This window comes from Streptomyces sp. NPDC015125 (genome assembly GCF_043080045.1).
Classification (GTDB): domain Bacteria; phylum Actinomycetota; class Actinomycetes; order Streptomycetales; family Streptomycetaceae; genus Streptomyces.
In genome coordinates this window covers 36,794-53,391 of record NZ_JBIBVF010000010.1, presented here as the reverse complement: position 1 = coordinate 53,391, position 16,598 = coordinate 36,794, and the positions used below count along the sequence as shown (strand labels likewise).

The 16,598-nt window shown below is 73.7% G+C and carries 16 protein-coding genes; 9 read left to right on the top strand and 7 right to left on the bottom strand.

Going from position 1 to position 16,598, the window contains the following annotated elements; genetic code table 11:
- Nucleotides 1-373 precede the first annotated feature (373 nt).
- On the bottom strand, nucleotides 374-1,822 hold the full coding sequence (locus ACF088_RS21800; RefSeq protein WP_392377438.1) for a cytochrome P450: 1,449 nt from the start codon (nucleotides 1,820-1,822) through the stop codon (nucleotides 374-376).
- Nucleotides 1,823-2,124: 302 nt separating this feature from the next.
- Between ACF088_RS21800 and ACF088_RS21795 the strand changes: the two genes are divergently transcribed.
- From ACF088_RS21795 to ACF088_RS21785, 3 genes are all read left to right on the top strand, one after another.
- A complete protein-coding gene (locus tag ACF088_RS21795; protein WP_392377437.1) occupies nucleotides 2,125-2,526 on the top strand; it encodes a (2Fe-2S) ferredoxin domain-containing protein in 402 nt (133 codons plus the stop codon).
- A gap of 249 nt (nucleotides 2,527-2,775) precedes the next feature.
- Nucleotides 2,776-3,579: a response regulator transcription factor gene (locus tag ACF088_RS21790; protein ID WP_392377436.1), complete on the top strand. Its 804-nt coding sequence runs from the start codon at nucleotides 2,776-2,778 to the stop codon at nucleotides 3,577-3,579.
- Nucleotides 3,576-4,712 (top strand): sensor histidine kinase, encoded by a 1,137-nt coding sequence (locus ACF088_RS21785; RefSeq protein WP_392377435.1) that lies wholly within the window; start codon nucleotides 3,576-3,578, stop codon nucleotides 4,710-4,712. Before ACF088_RS21790 ends, ACF088_RS21785 begins: the two co-directional genes overlap by 4 nt.
- Nucleotides 4,713-4,829: 117 nt before the next feature.
- Here the strand turns inward: ACF088_RS21785 and ACF088_RS21780 are convergent, their stop codons facing one another.
- The 6 genes from ACF088_RS21780 to ACF088_RS21755 form a co-directional block, all read right to left on the bottom strand.
- On the bottom strand, nucleotides 4,830-6,191 hold the full coding sequence (locus tag ACF088_RS21780) for an MFS transporter (protein ID WP_392377434.1): 1,362 nt from the start codon (nucleotides 6,189-6,191) through the stop codon (nucleotides 4,830-4,832).
- The gene (locus ACF088_RS21775; protein WP_392377598.1) at nucleotides 6,188-6,760 is read right to left on the bottom strand and encodes a helix-turn-helix domain-containing protein; all 573 of its coding nucleotides are present in this window, start codon (nucleotides 6,758-6,760) and stop codon (nucleotides 6,188-6,190) included. The genes ACF088_RS21780 and ACF088_RS21775 overlap by 4 nt, the downstream gene beginning before the upstream one ends.
- A gap of 299 nt (nucleotides 6,761-7,059) precedes the next feature.
- Nucleotides 7,060-7,734: a cytochrome b/b6 domain-containing protein gene (locus ACF088_RS21770; protein WP_392377433.1), complete on the bottom strand. Its 675-nt coding sequence runs from the start codon at nucleotides 7,732-7,734 to the stop codon at nucleotides 7,060-7,062.
- Complete coding sequence (locus ACF088_RS21765) at nucleotides 7,718-8,470, bottom strand: molybdopterin-dependent oxidoreductase (RefSeq protein WP_392377432.1); 753 nt, start codon at nucleotides 8,468-8,470, stop codon at nucleotides 7,718-7,720. Before ACF088_RS21765 ends, ACF088_RS21770 begins: the two co-directional genes overlap by 17 nt.
- Nucleotides 8,471-8,564: 94 nt before the next feature.
- Nucleotides 8,565-9,536 (bottom strand): hypothetical protein, encoded by a 972-nt coding sequence (locus ACF088_RS21760; protein ID WP_392377597.1) that lies wholly within the window; start codon nucleotides 9,534-9,536, stop codon nucleotides 8,565-8,567.
- 359 nt (nucleotides 9,537-9,895) lie between these two features.
- The gene (locus tag ACF088_RS21755) at nucleotides 9,896-11,551 is read right to left on the bottom strand and encodes an FAD-binding dehydrogenase (protein ID WP_392377431.1); all 1,656 of its coding nucleotides are present in this window, start codon (nucleotides 11,549-11,551) and stop codon (nucleotides 9,896-9,898) included.
- A gap of 207 nt (nucleotides 11,552-11,758) precedes the next feature.
- Here ACF088_RS21755 and ACF088_RS21750 point away from each other — a divergent pair, with 207 nt between their 5' ends.
- The 6 genes from ACF088_RS21750 (at nucleotide 11,759) to ACF088_RS21725 (ending at nucleotide 16,597) form a co-directional block, all read left to right on the top strand.
- Entirely contained in the window at nucleotides 11,759-12,652 is an 894-nt protein-coding gene (locus ACF088_RS21750; protein WP_392377430.1) for a DMT family transporter, read from the top strand.
- Between the two features lie 125 nt (nucleotides 12,653-12,777).
- A complete protein-coding gene (locus ACF088_RS21745; protein WP_392377429.1) occupies nucleotides 12,778-13,311 on the top strand; it encodes an NUDIX hydrolase in 534 nt (177 codons plus the stop codon).
- A gap of 43 nt (nucleotides 13,312-13,354) precedes the next feature.
- Nucleotides 13,355-13,765, top strand: coding sequence for a YidH family protein (locus ACF088_RS21740; RefSeq protein WP_392377428.1), 411 nt, complete (start codon nucleotides 13,355-13,357; stop codon nucleotides 13,763-13,765).
- Nucleotides 13,766-13,768: 3 nt separating this feature from the next.
- On the top strand, nucleotides 13,769-14,131 hold the full coding sequence (locus tag ACF088_RS21735; RefSeq protein ID WP_392377427.1) for a DUF202 domain-containing protein: 363 nt from the start codon (nucleotides 13,769-13,771) through the stop codon (nucleotides 14,129-14,131).
- Between the two features lie 167 nt (nucleotides 14,132-14,298).
- Nucleotides 14,299-15,360: an MBL fold metallo-hydrolase gene (locus tag ACF088_RS21730; protein WP_392377426.1), complete on the top strand. Its 1,062-nt coding sequence runs from the start codon at nucleotides 14,299-14,301 to the stop codon at nucleotides 15,358-15,360.
- A 178-nt stretch (nucleotides 15,361-15,538) separates the two neighbouring features.
- Nucleotides 15,539-16,597, top strand: coding sequence for a phosphotransferase family protein (locus tag ACF088_RS21725; RefSeq protein ID WP_392377425.1), 1,059 nt, complete (start codon nucleotides 15,539-15,541; stop codon nucleotides 16,595-16,597).
- The last annotated feature ends 1 nt before the right edge of the window (nucleotide 16,598 follow it).

The window sequence follows — 16,598 nt, the reverse complement described above, 5'->3', positions numbered from 1 at the left end:
GGACACAGGGGTCTCCTGGGCGCGAAGGCGAGGGCGGGGAATGCGGGGAATGCGCTGGGAGACACCGCGTCATCGGCGCGTCGTCAAAACGCCGGGGTGCGTCGGGTACGCCGTACGTACGCCGAGGTCGCGGACGGGCCGCGCGAGGCATGATCCGCCGCTCCGGATACCGGAAGCGCAGGGCGGATCACCGTCGCGGGCGCGGTGCCTGTGGACCTCAGACGAGCAACGGCCTTCTCCGATCGGCGGCAATGGGACCGAGATCGACGATACGGGGGACGCCACCGAAAGGCAAACGCTATTTCCGTTGCGTTTGCGTTGTTCCGCTGTGCGCGTGCGGCGTCCCCGGGCCCCGGGGGAGCCCTCTACTCCCCTACTCCCCGGCTCCGTGGCGCGGGCGCAGGCGCACCCGCGCCGGGCCGGTGGCCTGGAGGGTGATCCCGGCGGCGACCGGCACCTCCCGGTCCACGGCTTCGAGTTCGTACGCCCGCAGCAGCACGGCCAGCGCCAGCACGGACTCCAGCATCGAGAAGTGCTGCCCGATACAGGCGCGCGGCCCGCCGCCGAACGGGAACCAGGCGTAGCGGTGCCGTTCCGCCTCCCGCTCGGGTGCAAAGCGCCGCGGGTCGAAACGTTCCGGGTCCTCCCACAGCTCCGGGCTGCGGTGGGTGACCCAGGGCGCGACGACCACATCGGCACCGGCCGGGATGCGATATCCGCCGATCTCCGTTGCGGCCACGGCCCGGCGGCTGACCACCGGTGCCGCCGGATACAGCCGCATGGACTCCTTGAGCGCCTGGGTCAGATACGGCAGACGGTCCAGGTCGGCGGCCGTGGGGGTGCGCTCGCCCAGCACCCGGTCGATCTCCTCGCGCACCCTTTGCTGCTCCTCGGGGTGCCGGGCGAGGAGGTGGAGGGTGAAGGCGAGGGAGGTCGCGGTGGTTTCGTGCCCCGCCAGCAGGAAGATCAGGACCTGTTCGCGGACCTCGGTCGCATCGAGGGAGCCGTCCTCGTCGTTGCCGGCCGCGGCCAGCAGGGACAGCAGGTCGTCACCCTCGTCCGCCGCTTCCGTGGCCGCCCCGCTCGCCGCCCGCCGGTCCGCGATGATGCGGTCGCACAGGGCGTTCAGCTCGTCGGTGGCGGCCCGGGCCCGCAGGTTCGCTGGGGTGGGCCACTCCCGCGGGACCTTCACGGGTACGTAGGCACGCCGTACGACATAGGCGTTGATGACCGGGGCGCACCGGTGGAAGGCGTCCTCGGCCGCCGCCGCGTCCAGGCCGAACAGGATCCGGGCGACGGTGCGCAGGGCCAGCCGGTTCATCTCGGGGACCAGGTCGACGGTGTTGCCCTCGGCGGTGTTGCCCTCGGCGGTGCGCCAGCGCTCGGCGAGGGTGCCGGCCTCGGTCGTGATCGCCGCGGCATAGCTGTCGACCCGGCGCTTGGTGAACAGCGGCTGCACCAGCCGCCGCTGCCTGAGGTAGTCGGAGTCCTGGCTGGTGAGCAGGCCGTTGCCGAAGGCCTGACGGACCTCCTCGTAGAGCGGGTGGTCCTTACGGAAGTTGGCGGCCCGGGAGGCGAGGATCTGCTGTACGCCCTCGGGCGCGAAGACCGCATGGAACACACTGCGCAGACCGGGCGGTCCGGCCGCCAGCCGCACCACATCGCCGTGCGCACGCCGCGCGTTGAGGAACGTGGTGAGGGAGTCGCGCCGGAGGTCGAGCATCGAGCCGAGCACGGGCAGCCCGGCCGGGCCGGGTATCTCGCTCTCCGGCGCGGGGCCGGGGTGGGGGTGGGGTTGCGGGTGGGAGTCGGTGAGGGGCATGCCGGATGTCTATCCCGCGGGCCCGGGTTCCTACCCCGCAGGCCCGGGTTGGTCTTCCGCGTCCTTCGGCCGTCATGGCGTCGTATCCCGGCCGTCATCGCGGGGTCGCATTCCGGGGTCGCATTCCGGGGTCGCATTCCGGGGTCGTATCCCGGGGCCCACCTGCACGGAGCCTTCCCCCCACGGAGCCCTCCCGCACGGGGGGGCGCTGCCCGCGCAAGGGCCTTCCCGCACGGGCCTTCCCCTTACGGTGGCCCTCCCCGCACGGGGGCAGCGTGGCGCCGGCCCGTAGCATGAGCCGGATGATCGACAAGCGTGCCGGACGGGCAGCCACCGTGGCCCCGTGCCGGGTCACCGTGTGCCGCGGCTGCTGCTGCGGCGATGCAGCCAAGATCCCGGGTGTCGACCACGCCGGGCAGATACCCCGGTTGCGCGCGGCGCTCGACGGCGCGGCGCCGGTACGGGCCTCGGAGTGTCTGGACGTCTGTGACCAGGCGAATGTGGTCGTGGTCCAGCCGTCGCCCGCGGGCCGGGCGGCCGGCGGGCGCCCCGTGTGGCTGGGGCTGGTCAACGACGACGACGCGCTCGCCGACATCGCCGCGTGGATCCGGGCCGGCGGGCCCGGCCTGGCTGAACCGCCGGGCGTGCTCGACCTCTATGCGATCACGGTGTCGCGACGGGTACGGGAGGGGCTGGAGGGCTGAGGCGGCTGGACGGCTGGACGGCTGAGACTCCACGACGGCGCCGCGACCGCGCCGCGGCCCGCGTCCAACGCGTCCCGCATCCAAGCGCCCGTCGGCTCCGGTGAAGGACACCGTGACCGATTCACTGCCCCCGGTCACCGGGTGCGGGTTACCGGAGTCTTACGGCAGCAGGCCGGCCCGCCCCGCCACCGCGCGTGCTGGTGTTGGCTGGGAGCATGATGCATCTCTCCAGAAGGGCACGCTGAGCCCGTGCACCGCGCAACGCCGCCCTCCACGCCCCCGCCCGTTCCTCTGCACGGGCCGCCGCGCCGTGTCCTGGTCGTCGAGGACGATCCGACCGTCGCGGAGGTCGTCACCGGCTACCTCTCCCGCGCCGGCTACACCACCGAGCACGCCGCCGACGGTTTCGCCGCCCTCGACCGGGCCGCGGAGTTCCGTCCGCATCTCGTGGTGCTCGATCTGATGCTGCCCGGCATCGACGGTCTGGAGGTGTGCCGCCGGCTGCGCCGCGCCGACGACGGCCCGGCGGTCCCGGTGGTGATGCTGACGGCGCGTGGCGAGGAGGCGGACCGCATCCTGGGGCTGGAGCTGGGTGCGGACGACTATGTGACCAAACCCTTCAGCCCGCGGGAGCTGGTGCTGCGGATCGGCTCGGTGCTGCGCCGCGCGGAGTCCGCGCCGCCGGCCGCGGCGCCGCCGGCCGTCCTGTGTGCCGGGGACCTCCGTGCCGACCCCGGCGGCCGGCGCGCCGACCGCGCGGGACGGGAACTCTCCCTCACCGCCCGCGAGTTCGACCTCTTGGTCTTTCTGCTGCGCCACCCCGGGCAGGTCTTTTCCCGGGAAGAGCTGCTGCACCGGGTCTGGGGCTGGGAGTTCGGTGATCTGTCCACGGTGACCGTGCATGTGCGGCGGCTGCGCGAGAAGATCGAGGAGGACCCGGCCGCGCCACGGCTGGTGACGACGGTCTGGGGCGCGGGCTACCGCTTCGACCCCGTGGAGGACGAGCCCCCGCCGGAGCCCGCACCGCTCCTGGGAGGCGATCCGCTCTCATGACGGACTTCCTGGTCATCGTGGCGCTGGCGGCGCTGGGTGCGGCGCTGGCGGGCTTGCTCGCCGCGCCCGCGGTACGGGTGCTGCGGCGGCGCTCGGTCGCACTGTCGCTGTTCGCGGTGGCGGTGCTGGCGGTGGCCGCGATGGCGGCGGGCACGGTGGCGGTCGCCCAGGCGATGTTCCTGTCCGGGCACGACCTGGGCGTGGTGATGGCGGTGGTGGCCGTCTCCGGGGTGGTGTCGCTGGCGGCCGCGCTGCTCTTTGGACGCCGGATCGCGGCGGGCAGCCGGGAGCTGGCACGCTCGGCCCGCACGGTCGGCAGCGAGGGCGGCTTCATGGCACCGGCCGAGCCGCCCACCGCCGAACTGGCCGCACTGTCCCGGGCGTTGGAGGAGACCAGCGGGCGGCTCGCCGAGGCACGGGAGCGGGAGCGGGCACTGGATGCCTCCCGGCGCGATCTGATCGCCGGGATCTCGCACGACCTGCGCACCCCGCTCGCCGGGCTGCGGGCGATGGCCGAGGCGCTGGAGGACGGGGTCGCCGAGGACACCGCGCGCTACCACGCACGGATGCGGGTCGAGGTCGACCGGCTGGCCGCCATGGTCGACGATCTCTTCGAACTGTCCCGTATCCAGGCCGGCGCGCTGGCCCTGACGCTGTCGCGGGTGTCGGTGTACGACCTGGTGGACGATGCCCTCGCCGGGGCCGGGCCACTGGCGCGGGCCGGCGGGGTGCGGCTGGTGGACGGCGGGGTGGTGCCGCTGCCGGTGCGGGTGGACGCCCAGCTGATCACCCGCGTCCTGGGCAATCTGCTGGTCAATGCGATTCGTGCGACACCGTCGGACGGCACCGTCGCGGTCAGCGCCCGGCACGAGAAGGGCCGGGTGGTGCTCGCGGTCGAGGACGGCTGCGGGGGCATCCCGCCGGAGGATCTGGCCCGGGTCTTCGACACCGGCTGGCGCGGCGGTGCCGCACGCACCCCGCGCGCGGACGGCAAGGGCGGCGCCGGGCTGGGCCTGGCGATCGTCCGCGGGATCGTGGAGGCCCACGAGGGCCGGGCGACGGTACGGAATACCGGGGCGGGCTGCCGCTTCGAGGTCGAACTGCCGTCGGCGGACGTGCCGGTGGAACCGTAGAAGGGGCAGCGGACGGGGCGGCGGACGGACCCGCGGGCCGAGCCCGTCCGCGGCGTGGGCGTACGGGCAACCCGGCACGCCTCGGTGCCCCGGCACGCCTCGGTGCCCTAGCACGCCTCAGCGCCGTGCCGCCGCCCCGCCCCTGCCCTCCCGATCCGGGCCGCGTTCTCCGGGCTCGTCCCGGCGCTCTCCCCGGCTCTCGTCCCGGCTCTCGTCCCGACACTCCTCCCGGCGCTCGTCCCCCATCCGGCCCACCGGCAGGTCGCGGACGGCTCCGACCGGCGAGAAGAGAAGGATCAGGGCGGCCAGCGGCACACCGGCGGTCATGATCCACATCGCCGCGCGGAGGCCGAGGGCGGAGCCGAGCGCACCACCGAGCACCGCGCCCAGGGGCAGCGTGCCGTAGTTGAGGAAGGAGCTGCCCGCAATCAGCCGGCCGAGCAGGGCCGGCGGGCAGTAGCGCTGTTGGAAGCCCACCTTGAGGGTGTTTCCGCCCACCGCGCCCGCACAGACCCCGAAGCTGCCCGCGACGTAGAGCAGCGCCCCGGCGCCGTGGGCGGCGAGGGGGATGAGCAACGCGGTGCCGGAGAGGCCCAGTTCGCACAGCAGCATGGCACGGGCCGTACCGAACCGGTCGGCGGCCCGGCGCGCCAGGAAGGCGCCCGCGACACCGCCCGTACTGGCCAGCGCCAGCAGCCCGCCGACCGCGCCGGGCGGCAGACCGACCTCGCGGACCAGGAAGACCGTCGCGATGGACTGGTACCCCATGAGCGCGAGGTTGGAGGTGGCGCCGAAGAGCGTCAGGGTGCGGAACCAGACATCACCGGTGACCAGCCGCAGCCCCTCGGCGATGTCCGCGACCAGGGACCGTGGTGCGCGGTCGCGGGCGTCCGGGCGTGGTTCGCGGTGCCGGATGCCGAGCAGGCACAGCAGGGCCACCAGGAAGGTGGCCGCCTGGGCGGACAACGCGTGGACGGCGCCCGCCAGTTGGGCGAGGGAGCCGCCCGCCCCCTGGCCCCCGATCTGGGCCGCCGAGGCGCTGCCGTGCAGCTTGGCATTGCCCTCGGCCTGGTCGGCCGGTGCGAGCAGGCCGGGGAGATAGGCGCTGTAGGCGGTCTGGAAGACCACCGCCGCCGCACCGGCCAGCAGGGCCACGGCGATCAGCAGGCCGAGGCTGAGCCCGCCGTACCGGGCGAGGACCGGTACGGCGGCGAACAGCACCAGCGACAGGCCGGCCGCGCCCAGCATCAGGGGGCGGCGGCGCGTCCGGTCCACCCAGACGCCCACCGGGAGGCCGATGAGCAGCCAGGGCAGCCAGCCGCACGCGCTGAGCAGTCCGACCGCGAAGGTGGAGGCGTGCAGGGTGGACACCGCTACCAGCGGCATCGCCACGGTGGTGACCGCCGCCCCGAACTTCCCTGCCGTCTCACCGCACCACAACAGCCGGAAGTCACGATGGCGGCGCAGCAGTCCGCTCACCGCTCGTGACGCTCCTTGCGCGGGAAGGACTGCAACTGGACGACGACGGGCCGCTCCTCGGGCGGTGCCGGGGTGCCCTCGTCGGCTCCGCTCTGGGCCGCCGCCCGGTGCCGTGCGACAACCTGCTCCATCTCCTCGTTCAGTGCGGCGAGTTGTGTGGGCGTCAAGCGCAGATCGTGCCACTGGGAGAGGGTGCCGGCATCCCGCCATTCGGGGGCCCAGTCCTCGGTGAGGTAGCTGACGACGCGGTTGAAGTGCTGCTGGACGATTTCGTGCACATAGAGCGACAGCGCGCCGCGGGTGTCCGGATCGTCGCGGAATTCGGTGGTGTCGAGCCGGTGGGCGACCCGGACCGCCCGCCACCAGCGCTCGCGCTTGGTGCCGCGGCCGGTCTCCTCCTCGATGAAGCCGTGTTCGGCGAGGTGACGCAGATGCCAGCTGACCGTACCGGTGTTCTCCCCCAGACGGCGCCCGAGCCCGGTGGCGGTGTCCGGCCCGTCGAGCCGCAGCAGCTCCAGGATGCGCATCCGCAAGGGATGGGCGACCCCGCGCAGACTGCGGGCGTCCATCCGGCGGGTCGGGGGCGCGGCCGGCGGCATCGGCCGGGGCGGTTGCTGTCGTTCGGAGGAGTCGGTCTCGCAGGAGTCGGTCATGGACGGCAGCCTAGAGTTGCAGAGACTTCTCTGCATAGAGTTCTCTGCAAAGCAGTCTCTGCAACGCATTCCCTGCAACGGGCGGGGCGGGGACTGACCGTGACGGCAGAGGCAGAGCCGATCCACGGCAGATCCACGGCAGATCCACGGACGATCCAGGCCGAGTGGCTCGCGGGACGGCTCCCGGCCGCGGCAACAGCCGCCCCGGAAAGCTCCTAGGCGTCGCCCCCGGCGCCCTCGCCCCTGTCGCCCCCGTCGCCCTCCTCGTGCACCCACAACGGATGCTCGCGCCGTGCCCATTGCGCGTCGACGGAGCCGGTGCGCAGACCGCGGCGTGACTCGGGATCGCCGAACGCCTTCCCGACATGGCCGGCGATCACCATGACCACGGCGAGCGCGAGCCAGTCGTGGACGAAGGTGGCGCCGGTGCGCCAGACCAGGGGCGCGAGACCGGTGAACCACATCAGCAGGCCGGTGCCGAGCATCACCAGGACCGCACCGGCGATCCAGGCGGCGTAGAGCTTCTGGCCGGCATTGAACTTGCCGGCCGGGCGGCCCCCGCGGCGGCGCAGTGCGGCGCGCAGCCACTGGCGGTCGTGCGGGCCGTAGCGGTTGAGGCGGGTGAGGTCGGCGCGCAGGGCGCGGGAGCCGAGGCCCAGCAGCAGGGGGACGGGCAGCAGGATGCCGGACCACTCGTGGACGGTGACCATCAGGTGGCGGCGGCCGACGAGTTCGGCGAGGAAGGGGAGGTAGAGACAGCCCGCGGTGAGGACGCAGACGGCCATCAAGGTGGCGGTGGCGCGGTGCACCCGGTGCTCGGCGGGGGCGAAGCGGAGGACACGGGGGCGCGCCGTGGTGGAGTCGGACCGGCTCTCAGGTGGTGGGGGCATCGTCGCGTCCGTTCGACCGGCCGACCCAGGCGTCGATGTCATATCCGAGGTTCTCCCAGTATCCGGGCTGGACATGGTCGGTGACGGTGATCCCGGAGAGCCACTTCGCCGACTTGTAGAAGTACATGGGCCCGACGTAGAGGCGCACCGGACCGCCGTGGGCGTGGGCGAGCGGCTTGTCCTGCATCCGCAGGGCGACCAGGACGTCGTCGCGGCGGGCCTGTTCGAGGGTGAGGGATTCGCTGTAGGTGCCGTCGAAGCAGGTGAAGCGGACGGCCTTGGCCTCGGGGCGGACGCCCGCGGCGTCGAGGAGGGCGGAGAGGCGTACGCCCTCGAAAGGGGTGGTGGGCACCCGCCAGCCGGTGACGCACTGGACGTCGCGCACGAGCCGGGTCTGCGGCAGCCGGCGCAGATCGGCGAGGCGGTAGCCGGTGCGGTGGCGGACCAGGCCGTCGACGGTGAGGCGGTAGCTGCGTTCGTCCTTGGCCGGTACGGAGCCGGTCACGGAGTAGTAGCGGAAGCCGCCGCCGCCCGGGAGCAGCCCGGTCAGGCCGGTGGGGTCCTGCTGTGCGGCGGCCCCGAGGGTGCTGTCGTAGGCGCTCTGCAGGAAGGGGGCCGCGGCGACGCCGGCGGCCCCGGCGGCGAGCATGCCGAGCACCACACGGCGGCCCACGGGGGTGCCCTGCCCGTCCTCGCCGCCGTCCGCCGGGCGGGGCCTCTTCGCGTCCTTGGTCACCCTTCGATTCGAACACCCGGCGGGGGCCGGGGCCAGCGTCCCGGCCCCGGCGTCAGACTTTCGTCATCAGACGTCCGTCATCAGCGCCGCGGGGTCAGGGGGCGGCGGCGTCCCGGGCGCGGCACAGTGCGGTGGCCCGTGCGGCCCGGAACGCGCCCGCGCCGTCGCGCCCCGGGTACGACCACGGTGCGCGCGTGGCGTGCGGTCCGATCCGCTGGAACAGCGTGGCGGCCTCGGCGACCCTCCCTTGGTGGAAGGCGGCATGGGCGAGGAAGTTGAGATCGATCTTGCGGCGCGGGTGCTCCTCACCCTCCCACTCCAGCCACCAGTCGACGGCGGCCTGCAGCACCTGCCGGGCGCGCCGGGTGGACCAGTGGCCCCAGTCCGCGGGGTCGGGAGGTGCCAGGCCCGCGGCGGCGAGGACGCGGTAGCGCTCGGCGTGCGCCACGACCGGGAGGAGGGCGAGCGGGGAGTCGGCGGGGGCGCGTTCGGCCGCGCGGGCCGCGAAGACATGGGCCGGGTGCCGCGGGTCGTCGGTGGCGCCCGGCAGCTGCTCGGCCAGGGAGGCGGTCATGAGGTGGTGTGCGTGATGGTGGTCGCGGTGGCGGGCGCGCACCTGATGGAAGGCGTGGGCCCGCTGGTCCGGGGTGCCGGCACGGCGGGCGAGGATCAGCGCGCCGAGCCAGGGGGTGGGGTCGTCGGGCAGCATCCGGGCCGCGGTGGCACAGGCTTCGGCGGCGGCCTCGGCGACTGTCTCGCCGCGCAGGGCGAGATGGACGGTGGCGAGGGCCAGAAGGGTGGCGGCGTCACCGCTGTCCGGTTCGGCGAGCTGCCAGTCGCCGGCCCAGGCGGCGCTGCCGGGGCAGGTGGCCAGGACGGTTAACCGGTGGCCGCGCAGATCCCAGTCCGCACCGGTCCCGGCGAGCAGGGTACGTACCCGGCACCACTGGCCGAGCGACAACGCATCTGCCGTGAGGGCCAGTTGGGCGTCGTCCAGGGCCGGGGTGAGAACCGGGGTGCCGGGGCAGCGGGCGCGTCGGAGGGGTGGCGGCATCGGTGGCGACATCGAAATCACGGGTCAGGGACTCCATGGCGCGCTGCACCGGCCGTCTCACCGCACCGAGTCGTCCTCGGTGGGCGGCGACCGGATGCGCGCACCTCTACAGAGGGTGATGGCTTGGTCCGCACCAGTCATCACGCACAGCAAAGCGGCCCGCAGAGCTCCGCGTCAAGACGGGAAGGGGAATGGCCGGATCCGCCCCCTCTCTCTTCGTATACGGAAGGGAGCGGCCGGCCACCGGACCCGGCCGGAGGGGGCGACACCCCCGGGCCCGGCCCGCACCGCCCTGCGGCCGGGCCCCTCCGGCATCACGCTCCCCCGCGCCAGCCCGCCCCGCCCGTCAGGACACCGCCCGCGCCGCCCCGTCAGGACACCGCCCGCGCCGCCGCCCGTCCCGCCGTCCGCCCGGAGAAGAGGCAACCGCCGAGGAAGGTGCCCTCCAGCGAGCGGTAGCCGTGCACCCCGCCGCCGCCGAACCCGGCGGCCTCGCCTGCCGCATACACGCCGGGCAGGGGCGCGCCACCGTCGGTCAGCACCCGCGAGGAGAGGTCGGTCTCCAGACCGCCGAGCGTCTTACGGGTGAGGATGTTCAGCCGTACGGCGATCAGCGGGCCGGCCTTGGGGTCGAGCAGCCGGTGCGGCGCCGCGGTGCGGATCAGGCGGTCCCCGAGGTAGCTGCGGGCCCCGCGGATCGCGGTCACCTGGAGGTCCTTGGTGAAGGAGTGGGCGATCTCCCGGTCCCGCGCCACGATCGCGCCGCGCAGCGCATCCTCCGCTATCAGCGGCTCCTTGGTCAGCTCGTTCATCCGCCGCACCAGATCGGTCAGCGAACGCTCGACGACGAAGTCCGCGCCACGGTCCATGAACGCCTGCACCGGCCCCGGTGCGCCGGCCCTGGCCCGGCCCAGCACGCCGCGGATGCTCTTGCCCGTCAGATCGGGGTTCTGCTCGGAGCCGGAGAGGGTGAACTCCTTCTCGATGATCTTCTGGGTGAGCACGAACCAGGTGTGGTCATGGCCGGTCCGCATGATGTGTTCGAGGGTGCCGAGGGTGTCGAAGCCGGGGAAGAGCGGCACCGGCAGCCGCTTGCCGTACGCATCGAGCCACAGCGGCGACGGCCCGGACAGGATCCGGATGCCGTGCTGCGGCCAGATCGGGTCCCAGTTGTCGATGCCCTCGGTGTAGTGCCACATCCGGTCGCGGTTGATGATCCGGCCGCCGGCCGCCTCGGCGATGCCCAGCATCTTGCCGTCCACATGCGCGGGCACCCCGGACAGCATCCGGCGCGGGGGCTTGCCGAGCCGTTCGGGCCAGTTGGCGCGCACCAGCTCGTGGTTGCCGCCGATACCGCCCGAGGTGACGATCACGGCCTGGGCCTTGAGCTCGAAGGCGCCGGCCACCTCACGGCTGCTGGGCCGACCGCGCTCGGCGTCCGAGGGCTCCAGGACCTCGCCGCTGACGGTGTCCACGCTCCCCGCGGTGCGCGACAGCCCGGTCACCCGGTGGCGGAAGCGCAGCTCCACCAGGCCGCGGGCGGCCCCGGCCCGCACCCGGCGCTCGAACGGGGCCACCAGCCCGGGGCCGGTGCCCCAGGTGATGTGGAAGCGGGGGACGGAGTTGCCGTGCCCGGTCGCGTCATAGCCACCGCGCTCGGCCCAGCCGACGACGGGGAAGAGCCGTACGCCCTGGCGGTGCAGCCAGGAGCGTTTCTCGCCGGCCGCGAAATCGACGTAGGCCTCGGCCCAGGCGCGCGGCCAGCGGTCCTCGGGCCGGTCGAAGCCGGCCGTGCCCAGCCAGTCCTGCCAGGCCAGCTCGTGGCTGTCGCGGATGCGCAGGCGGCGCTGTTCGGGGGAGTCCACCAGGAAGAGGCCGCCGAAGGACCAGTGGGCCTGTCCGCCGAAGGACTGCTCGGGCTCCTGGTCGAGGAGGATCACCTTCCGTCCGGCGTCCACCAGTTCCGCGGTGGCCGCCAGGCCCGCGAGCCCCGCTCCGATCACGATCACATCAGCGTCGTACGCCATCTCAGCCACTCCTCAACGGGGCACGCCGGGCGCCCCGGCCGCCTGGTGGAACGATCCTCAGCGCACCCGACTGCCGCGTCAACCACCTGGTTACCGCGCAGTACACAGGGGCGCGCGGGAGAATGGTGGGTGACGAGGGCCACCCCACGCCCGCCGCCTGGTGACTATCCTCAGGCGCATCCCCCGCCCCCCGATACGAGGTGCGACGTGACGGTGATACTGCTCGCCCTTGGAGCGGCCTGCTGTCTGGGACTCGGTTTCGTGTTTCAGCAGGCCGCGGCGCAGCACGCCCCGATGAAGGACTACCTGTCGGTACGTCTGCTGCTCGACCTGGTGCGGATGCCGCTGTGGCTGGCCGGTATCGGTCTGATGGTGGTCGGGATGGCGCTCGGCGCAGTGGCGTTGGGGATGGGCGACATCACTCTGGTGGAGCCCCTGCTGGCGACCAATCTGCTGTTCGCGATGGCGCTGTCGCGGCGACTGACCCGGCAGCGGCTCGGCCGGAGCGGCTGGGCCGGGCTGTGGCTGCTGGCGGGCGGGGTGACGGCCTTCATCGTGGCCGGGCGCCCCCAGGGCGGGCAGCGCAGCGCGGATCATCTGTGGCAGTGGCTGATCATGGGCATGGTGCTGGGCACCGCGTTGCTGCTGGCGGCGGTCGCCAAGCGGGAGCGGGTGCATGTGAGCCTGGAGGCCGCCCTGCTGGGCATCGCGGCGGGCCTGATCTACGGGCTGCAGGACGCGCTGACCCGGATCAGCGGTGAGCACTTCAGCCAGGGCGGCTGGTCGGCCCTGGTCACCAGCTGGCAGCCGTACGCCATCGTGGTGCTCGGTGTGCTGGCGCTGGTGCTCGTACAGAGCGCCTTCGAGTCGGCGCCGCTGCGGCTCTCACTGCCCGCGCTGACCGCCGCCCAGCCGCTGGCCGGCATCCTCTGCGGGGTGGGGTTCCTCGGCGACCAGCTGCGGGTGACGCCCGGGGCGCTGGCGTGGGAGGTGGCCGGGATCGTGGCCGTCGTCGCGGGCATCGTGCTGATCGGCAGCCATCCGGCGATGCCGCCGGGGTCCGGCCGGCGGGAGAGCGTACGGGAGCTGCAGCCGCGCTGAGGAGGCCGTCCGAGCTGCAGCCGCGCTGAGGAGGCCGTCCGGACCGCTCCCCCGCGGTGGCGACCGCCCGCGGAGACCGCCGCCCGGTGGACTGCGCCCGGGGCCCGGGTGGTTGCATGGCTGCCATGACCGATCAGCAACCGCTCAATGCGGACGAGATCCTCGACGTCGTCGATGAGAACGATCAGGTCGTGGGGCAGGCCCCACGCGGTGAGACCTACGCCCGCAGGATGCGCACCCGCTGCGCCTTCGTCCTCGCCCGGGACGAGGTGGACCGGATCTTCGTCCACCGCCGCACCCCGCGCAAGCTCGTCTTCCCCTCGCACTACGACATGTTCGTGGGAGGGGTGGTCGGCACCGGCGAGACCTACGACCAGGCGGCGCTGCGCGAGGCGGAGGAGGAGCTGGGCGTCCGGGGTCTGGAGCCGCCGGAGCCGCTGTTCAAGTTCCTCTACGAGACGGCCGAGCACACCTGGTGGTCCGCGGTCTACCAGGTGCGCTGCACCCTGCCGGTCGCCCCGCAGGAGTCGGAGATCGACTGGTCCGCTTTCCTGACCGAGGAGGAGCTGACCCGGCGGCTCGACGAGTGGCCGTGGACGCCGGACGGGCTCGCCGCGTACCGGCAGCTGCTGGCCCGGCGGGAGGCGGGGGAATTCTGAGGCGATCCGGGCAGGGCACCGGCCGGCCGATAGGGTTTCGGCCATGATCCTCACTGAGGGACTGCGGTCGGCCGGCGCCGCGGTACGGCTGTGGTTCTCGCCCGCGCGGGTCCGCGAAGAGGGCACGACCCCCGACTACCGCTTCTCGCTCGCCAACGAGCGCACCTTCCTCGCCTGGCTGCGCACCGGGCTGGCGCTGATCGGCGGCGGTTTCGCGGTGGACCAGTTCCTGCCCCGGCTGCACCAGGGGCTGCGGGTGACCTTCACCGTCGTCCTGCTGGTGGGCGGGGCGCTGTGTGCGCTGCGGGCGGTCAATCACTGGGTGCGCTGCGAGCGCGCGATGCGGCGCGGCGAGGACCTGCCGGTCACCCGCTTCCCCACGGCGCTGGCGCTGAGCGTCGGCGTACTGGCGGTGGCGGTGGTCGTGCTGGTCCTCCTGGGCCGGACCACCTAGCCGATGGCGGACGGAGCGGGGCCGGAGGCGGGGATGCCGCGGCCGGCCCCCGAACGGGACCCCGGGCTGCAGCCGGAGCGGACCAGGCTGGCGTGGCGGCGTACGACGCTGTCCGCCACGGCGATGGCGGCGCTGGCCGCCCGTCAGCTGCTGCGGAACGCCGCCCCGGGGCCGGTGGAGGTGGTTCTGGCGGCGCTGACGGGCCTGTTGTGGATCGCGTTCGTGGCGCTCGCGCACCACCGGATGCGGGCCATGGTCACCGGCCGCCCGCCGGGCCTGCCCCCGCGGACGGCTCTGCTGCTGGTCGGCTGCACCCTCGCGCTGGCGCTGTGCGGCGCGGTGATCCTGGTACGGCCGGGGCACTGAGCCGGGGCACTGAGCCGGGCCACCGAGCCGGGCCACCGAGCCGGGGCGCGGCGCCACCGCGGCGGGCGGCGGAGGTACGGTGACGCGACCCCTGCCGTCCCGGGTCGGACCGACTCCCGTCCCGGCAGCGGGGAATGAAGGACCACCGGACGAGGGGACACACCCGCATGGGCGACTCGGCAGCACGGAACACACCGGCACAGACCCCGGCAGCGCACACCTCGGCGGCAGGGGCCCCCGGGCCCGGCGCCCCCCGGCCGGACGCGGCGCAATCGCCCGGCGCCACGACGCCCGCGGACGCACCACCCGCGACCGAGGCCCCCGTCCCCGAGCCCTACCTCACCGAACTGGCCGCCGGGGTCCACGCCTTCATCCAGCCGGACGGCGGCTGGTGCCTGAACAACGCGGGCTTCGTCACCGACGGGGACGCCACCCTGGTCGTGGACACCGCCGCCACCGAGCGCCGGGCACGCCTGCTGCGCCGCCGGATCGCCGAGAGCGGCGCGCCCACGCCCCGCATGCTGGTCAACACCCACCACCACGGCGACCACACCTACGGCAACTGCGTCTTCGCGCCCGAGGCGACGGTCTTCGGGCATGCTTCCTGCCGCCGTGAACTGCTGGCCGCCGGAGAGCAGTTGCACGCGGTGTGGCCCGAGGTGGAGTACGGCGACATCCGCCTGACGGCGCCCGAGGTCACCTACACCGACGAGCTGGCCCTGCACGTCGGGGACATCGAGGTGCGGCTGATCCACCCGGGCGTGGCACACACCACCGGCGACACCCTCGTCTGGCTGCCCCGGCAGCGCATCGTCTTCGCCGGCGATCTGGTCTTCCACGGCGGTACCCCGTTCGTCTTCATGGGTTCGCTGGCCGGATCGCTGCGGGCGCTGGAGCTGCTGCGCACCCTGGACGCGGTCACCGTCGTCCCCGGGCACGGTCCGGTGACCGGCCCCGAGGTGTACGACGGCATCGAGCGCTATCTGCGGTTCGTCGGCCGGCTGGCGCAGGAGGGCCGGGCGGCCGGGCGTACACCGCTGGAGGTGGCCCGGGAGACGGATCTCGGCCCGTTCGCCGGGTTGGCCGAGAGCGAGCGGCTGGTGGCGAATCTGCACCGGGCATACGCGGAGCTGGCGGGCACCGCGCCGGGCGCCCCGCTCGACGTGGTCGCCGGGTTCGGCGATATGACGGTGATGAACGGCGGGGTGCCGATGGCGTGCCACGCCTGACCACGGCCGTGGTGCCGGAGGCCTGAGGGGAGGGCGGGGCGGCCGGGGCAGAGCCGCCGGTGTGGCGGAAAATCCTCGCGTGACCCACGCCCCATGCCCCGGCACTGGACTCCATACCGACTAGTCGGCATGATCGTGCTGCGACCGATCGACCGTCCACTCCGTACGGAGGAGCACGATGAGCAAGGGCACCCCTCCCCCGCAGGGCCAGGACCGGGAGGACGACGGACCTCCCGGCCTCGACCTGGAGCGATTGCGCGAGCATCTGGGCCGGGAGCGGCCGGGGCTGGCCGGCGGCCCGCTGCGGGCCCGGCTGATCGAGGGCGGGCGGTCCAACCTCACCTACCGCGTCACCGACGGCGCCGCCTCCTGGGTCGTCCGCCGGCCGCCGCTCGGCCATGTACTGGCCACCGCGCACGACATGCGGCGTGAGCACCGGGTCATCAGTGCCCTGCACGAGACACCGGTGCCGGTGCCCGAGGCGCTGCTGCTGTGCGAGGACGAGTCGGTCATCGGCGCACCCTTCTATGTGATGGAGCTGGTCGAGGGCGTGCCGTACCGCACGGCCGGCCAGCTGGCCCCGCTCGGGCCCGAGCGCACCCGGGCCGTGGTGCTTTCCCTGGTCGACACCCTCGTGGACCTGCACGCGGTGGACCCGGAGGCGGTCGGACTCGGCGACTTCGGCCGCCCCGAAGGCTTCCTTGAGCGCCAACTGCGCCGCTGGGGCAAACAGTTGAGCGCGTCGAGGAACCGCGACCTGCCGGGGATCGACGAGCTGCACCAGGCGCTGGGCCGGGCGCTGCCCACCTCGCCCGCCCCGTCCGTCGTCCACGGCGACTACCGCCTCGACAACGTCCTGATCGGGGCCGACGACACCCTCAAGGCCGTCCTGGACTGGGAGATGTCCACGCTCGGCGATCCGCTGACCGACCTCGGCCTGCTGGCGATGTACAGCTCGGACCTGGGCCTGCCGCAGTCGCCGGTCAGCACCACCAGCGGCGCCCCCGGCCACCCCTCGCCGGCCGAGCTGATCGAGCGTTATGCCGCCCGCTCCGGCCGGGACACCTCCGCCATCGCCTGGTACACGGCGTTCGCCTGGTTCAAGCTCGCCGTGATCCTCGAAGGCATCCACTACCGCTTCACGCTCGGCCAGACCGTCGGCGCCGGGTTCGACCGGATCGGCGAGCTCGTCCCCGTCTTCATCGACCACGGACTCACCACCCTCAAGGAAGGCTGAG

What these genes read in the sequence shown, in the direction of transcription:
- ACF088_RS21800 (WP_392377438.1), bottom strand. Translation starts at nt 1,822, where the DNA reads ATGCCCCTCACCGACTCCCACCCGCAACCCCACCCCCACCCCGGCCCC.
- ACF088_RS21795 (WP_392377437.1), top strand. Translation starts at nt 2,125, where the DNA reads ATGATCGACAAGCGTGCCGGACGGGCAGCCACCGTGGCCCCGTGCCGG.
- ACF088_RS21785 (WP_392377435.1), top strand. Translation starts at nt 3,576, where the DNA reads ATGACGGACTTCCTGGTCATCGTGGCGCTGGCGGCGCTGGGTGCGGCG.
- ACF088_RS21775 (WP_392377598.1), bottom strand. Translation starts at nt 6,760, where the DNA reads ATGGACGCCCGCAGTCTGCGCGGGGTCGCCCATCCCTTGCGGATGCGC.
- ACF088_RS21770 (WP_392377433.1), bottom strand. Translation starts at nt 7,734, where the DNA reads ATGCCCCCACCACCTGAGAGCCGGTCCGACTCCACCACGGCGCGCCCC.
- ACF088_RS21760 (WP_392377597.1), bottom strand. Translation starts at nt 9,536, where the DNA reads ATGTCGCCACCGATGCCGCCACCCCTCCGACGCGCCCGCTGCCCCGGC.
- ACF088_RS21755 (WP_392377431.1), bottom strand. Translation starts at nt 11,551, where the DNA reads ATGGCGTACGACGCTGATGTGATCGTGATCGGAGCGGGGCTCGCGGGC.
- ACF088_RS21745 (WP_392377429.1), top strand. Translation starts at nt 12,778, where the DNA reads ATGACCGATCAGCAACCGCTCAATGCGGACGAGATCCTCGACGTCGTC.
- ACF088_RS21740 (WP_392377428.1), top strand. Translation starts at nt 13,355, where the DNA reads ATGATCCTCACTGAGGGACTGCGGTCGGCCGGCGCCGCGGTACGGCTG.
- ACF088_RS21735 (WP_392377427.1), top strand. Translation starts at nt 13,769, where the DNA reads ATGGCGGACGGAGCGGGGCCGGAGGCGGGGATGCCGCGGCCGGCCCCC.
- ACF088_RS21730 (WP_392377426.1), top strand. Translation starts at nt 14,299, where the DNA reads ATGGGCGACTCGGCAGCACGGAACACACCGGCACAGACCCCGGCAGCG.
- ACF088_RS21725 (WP_392377425.1), top strand. Translation starts at nt 15,539, where the DNA reads ATGAGCAAGGGCACCCCTCCCCCGCAGGGCCAGGACCGGGAGGACGAC.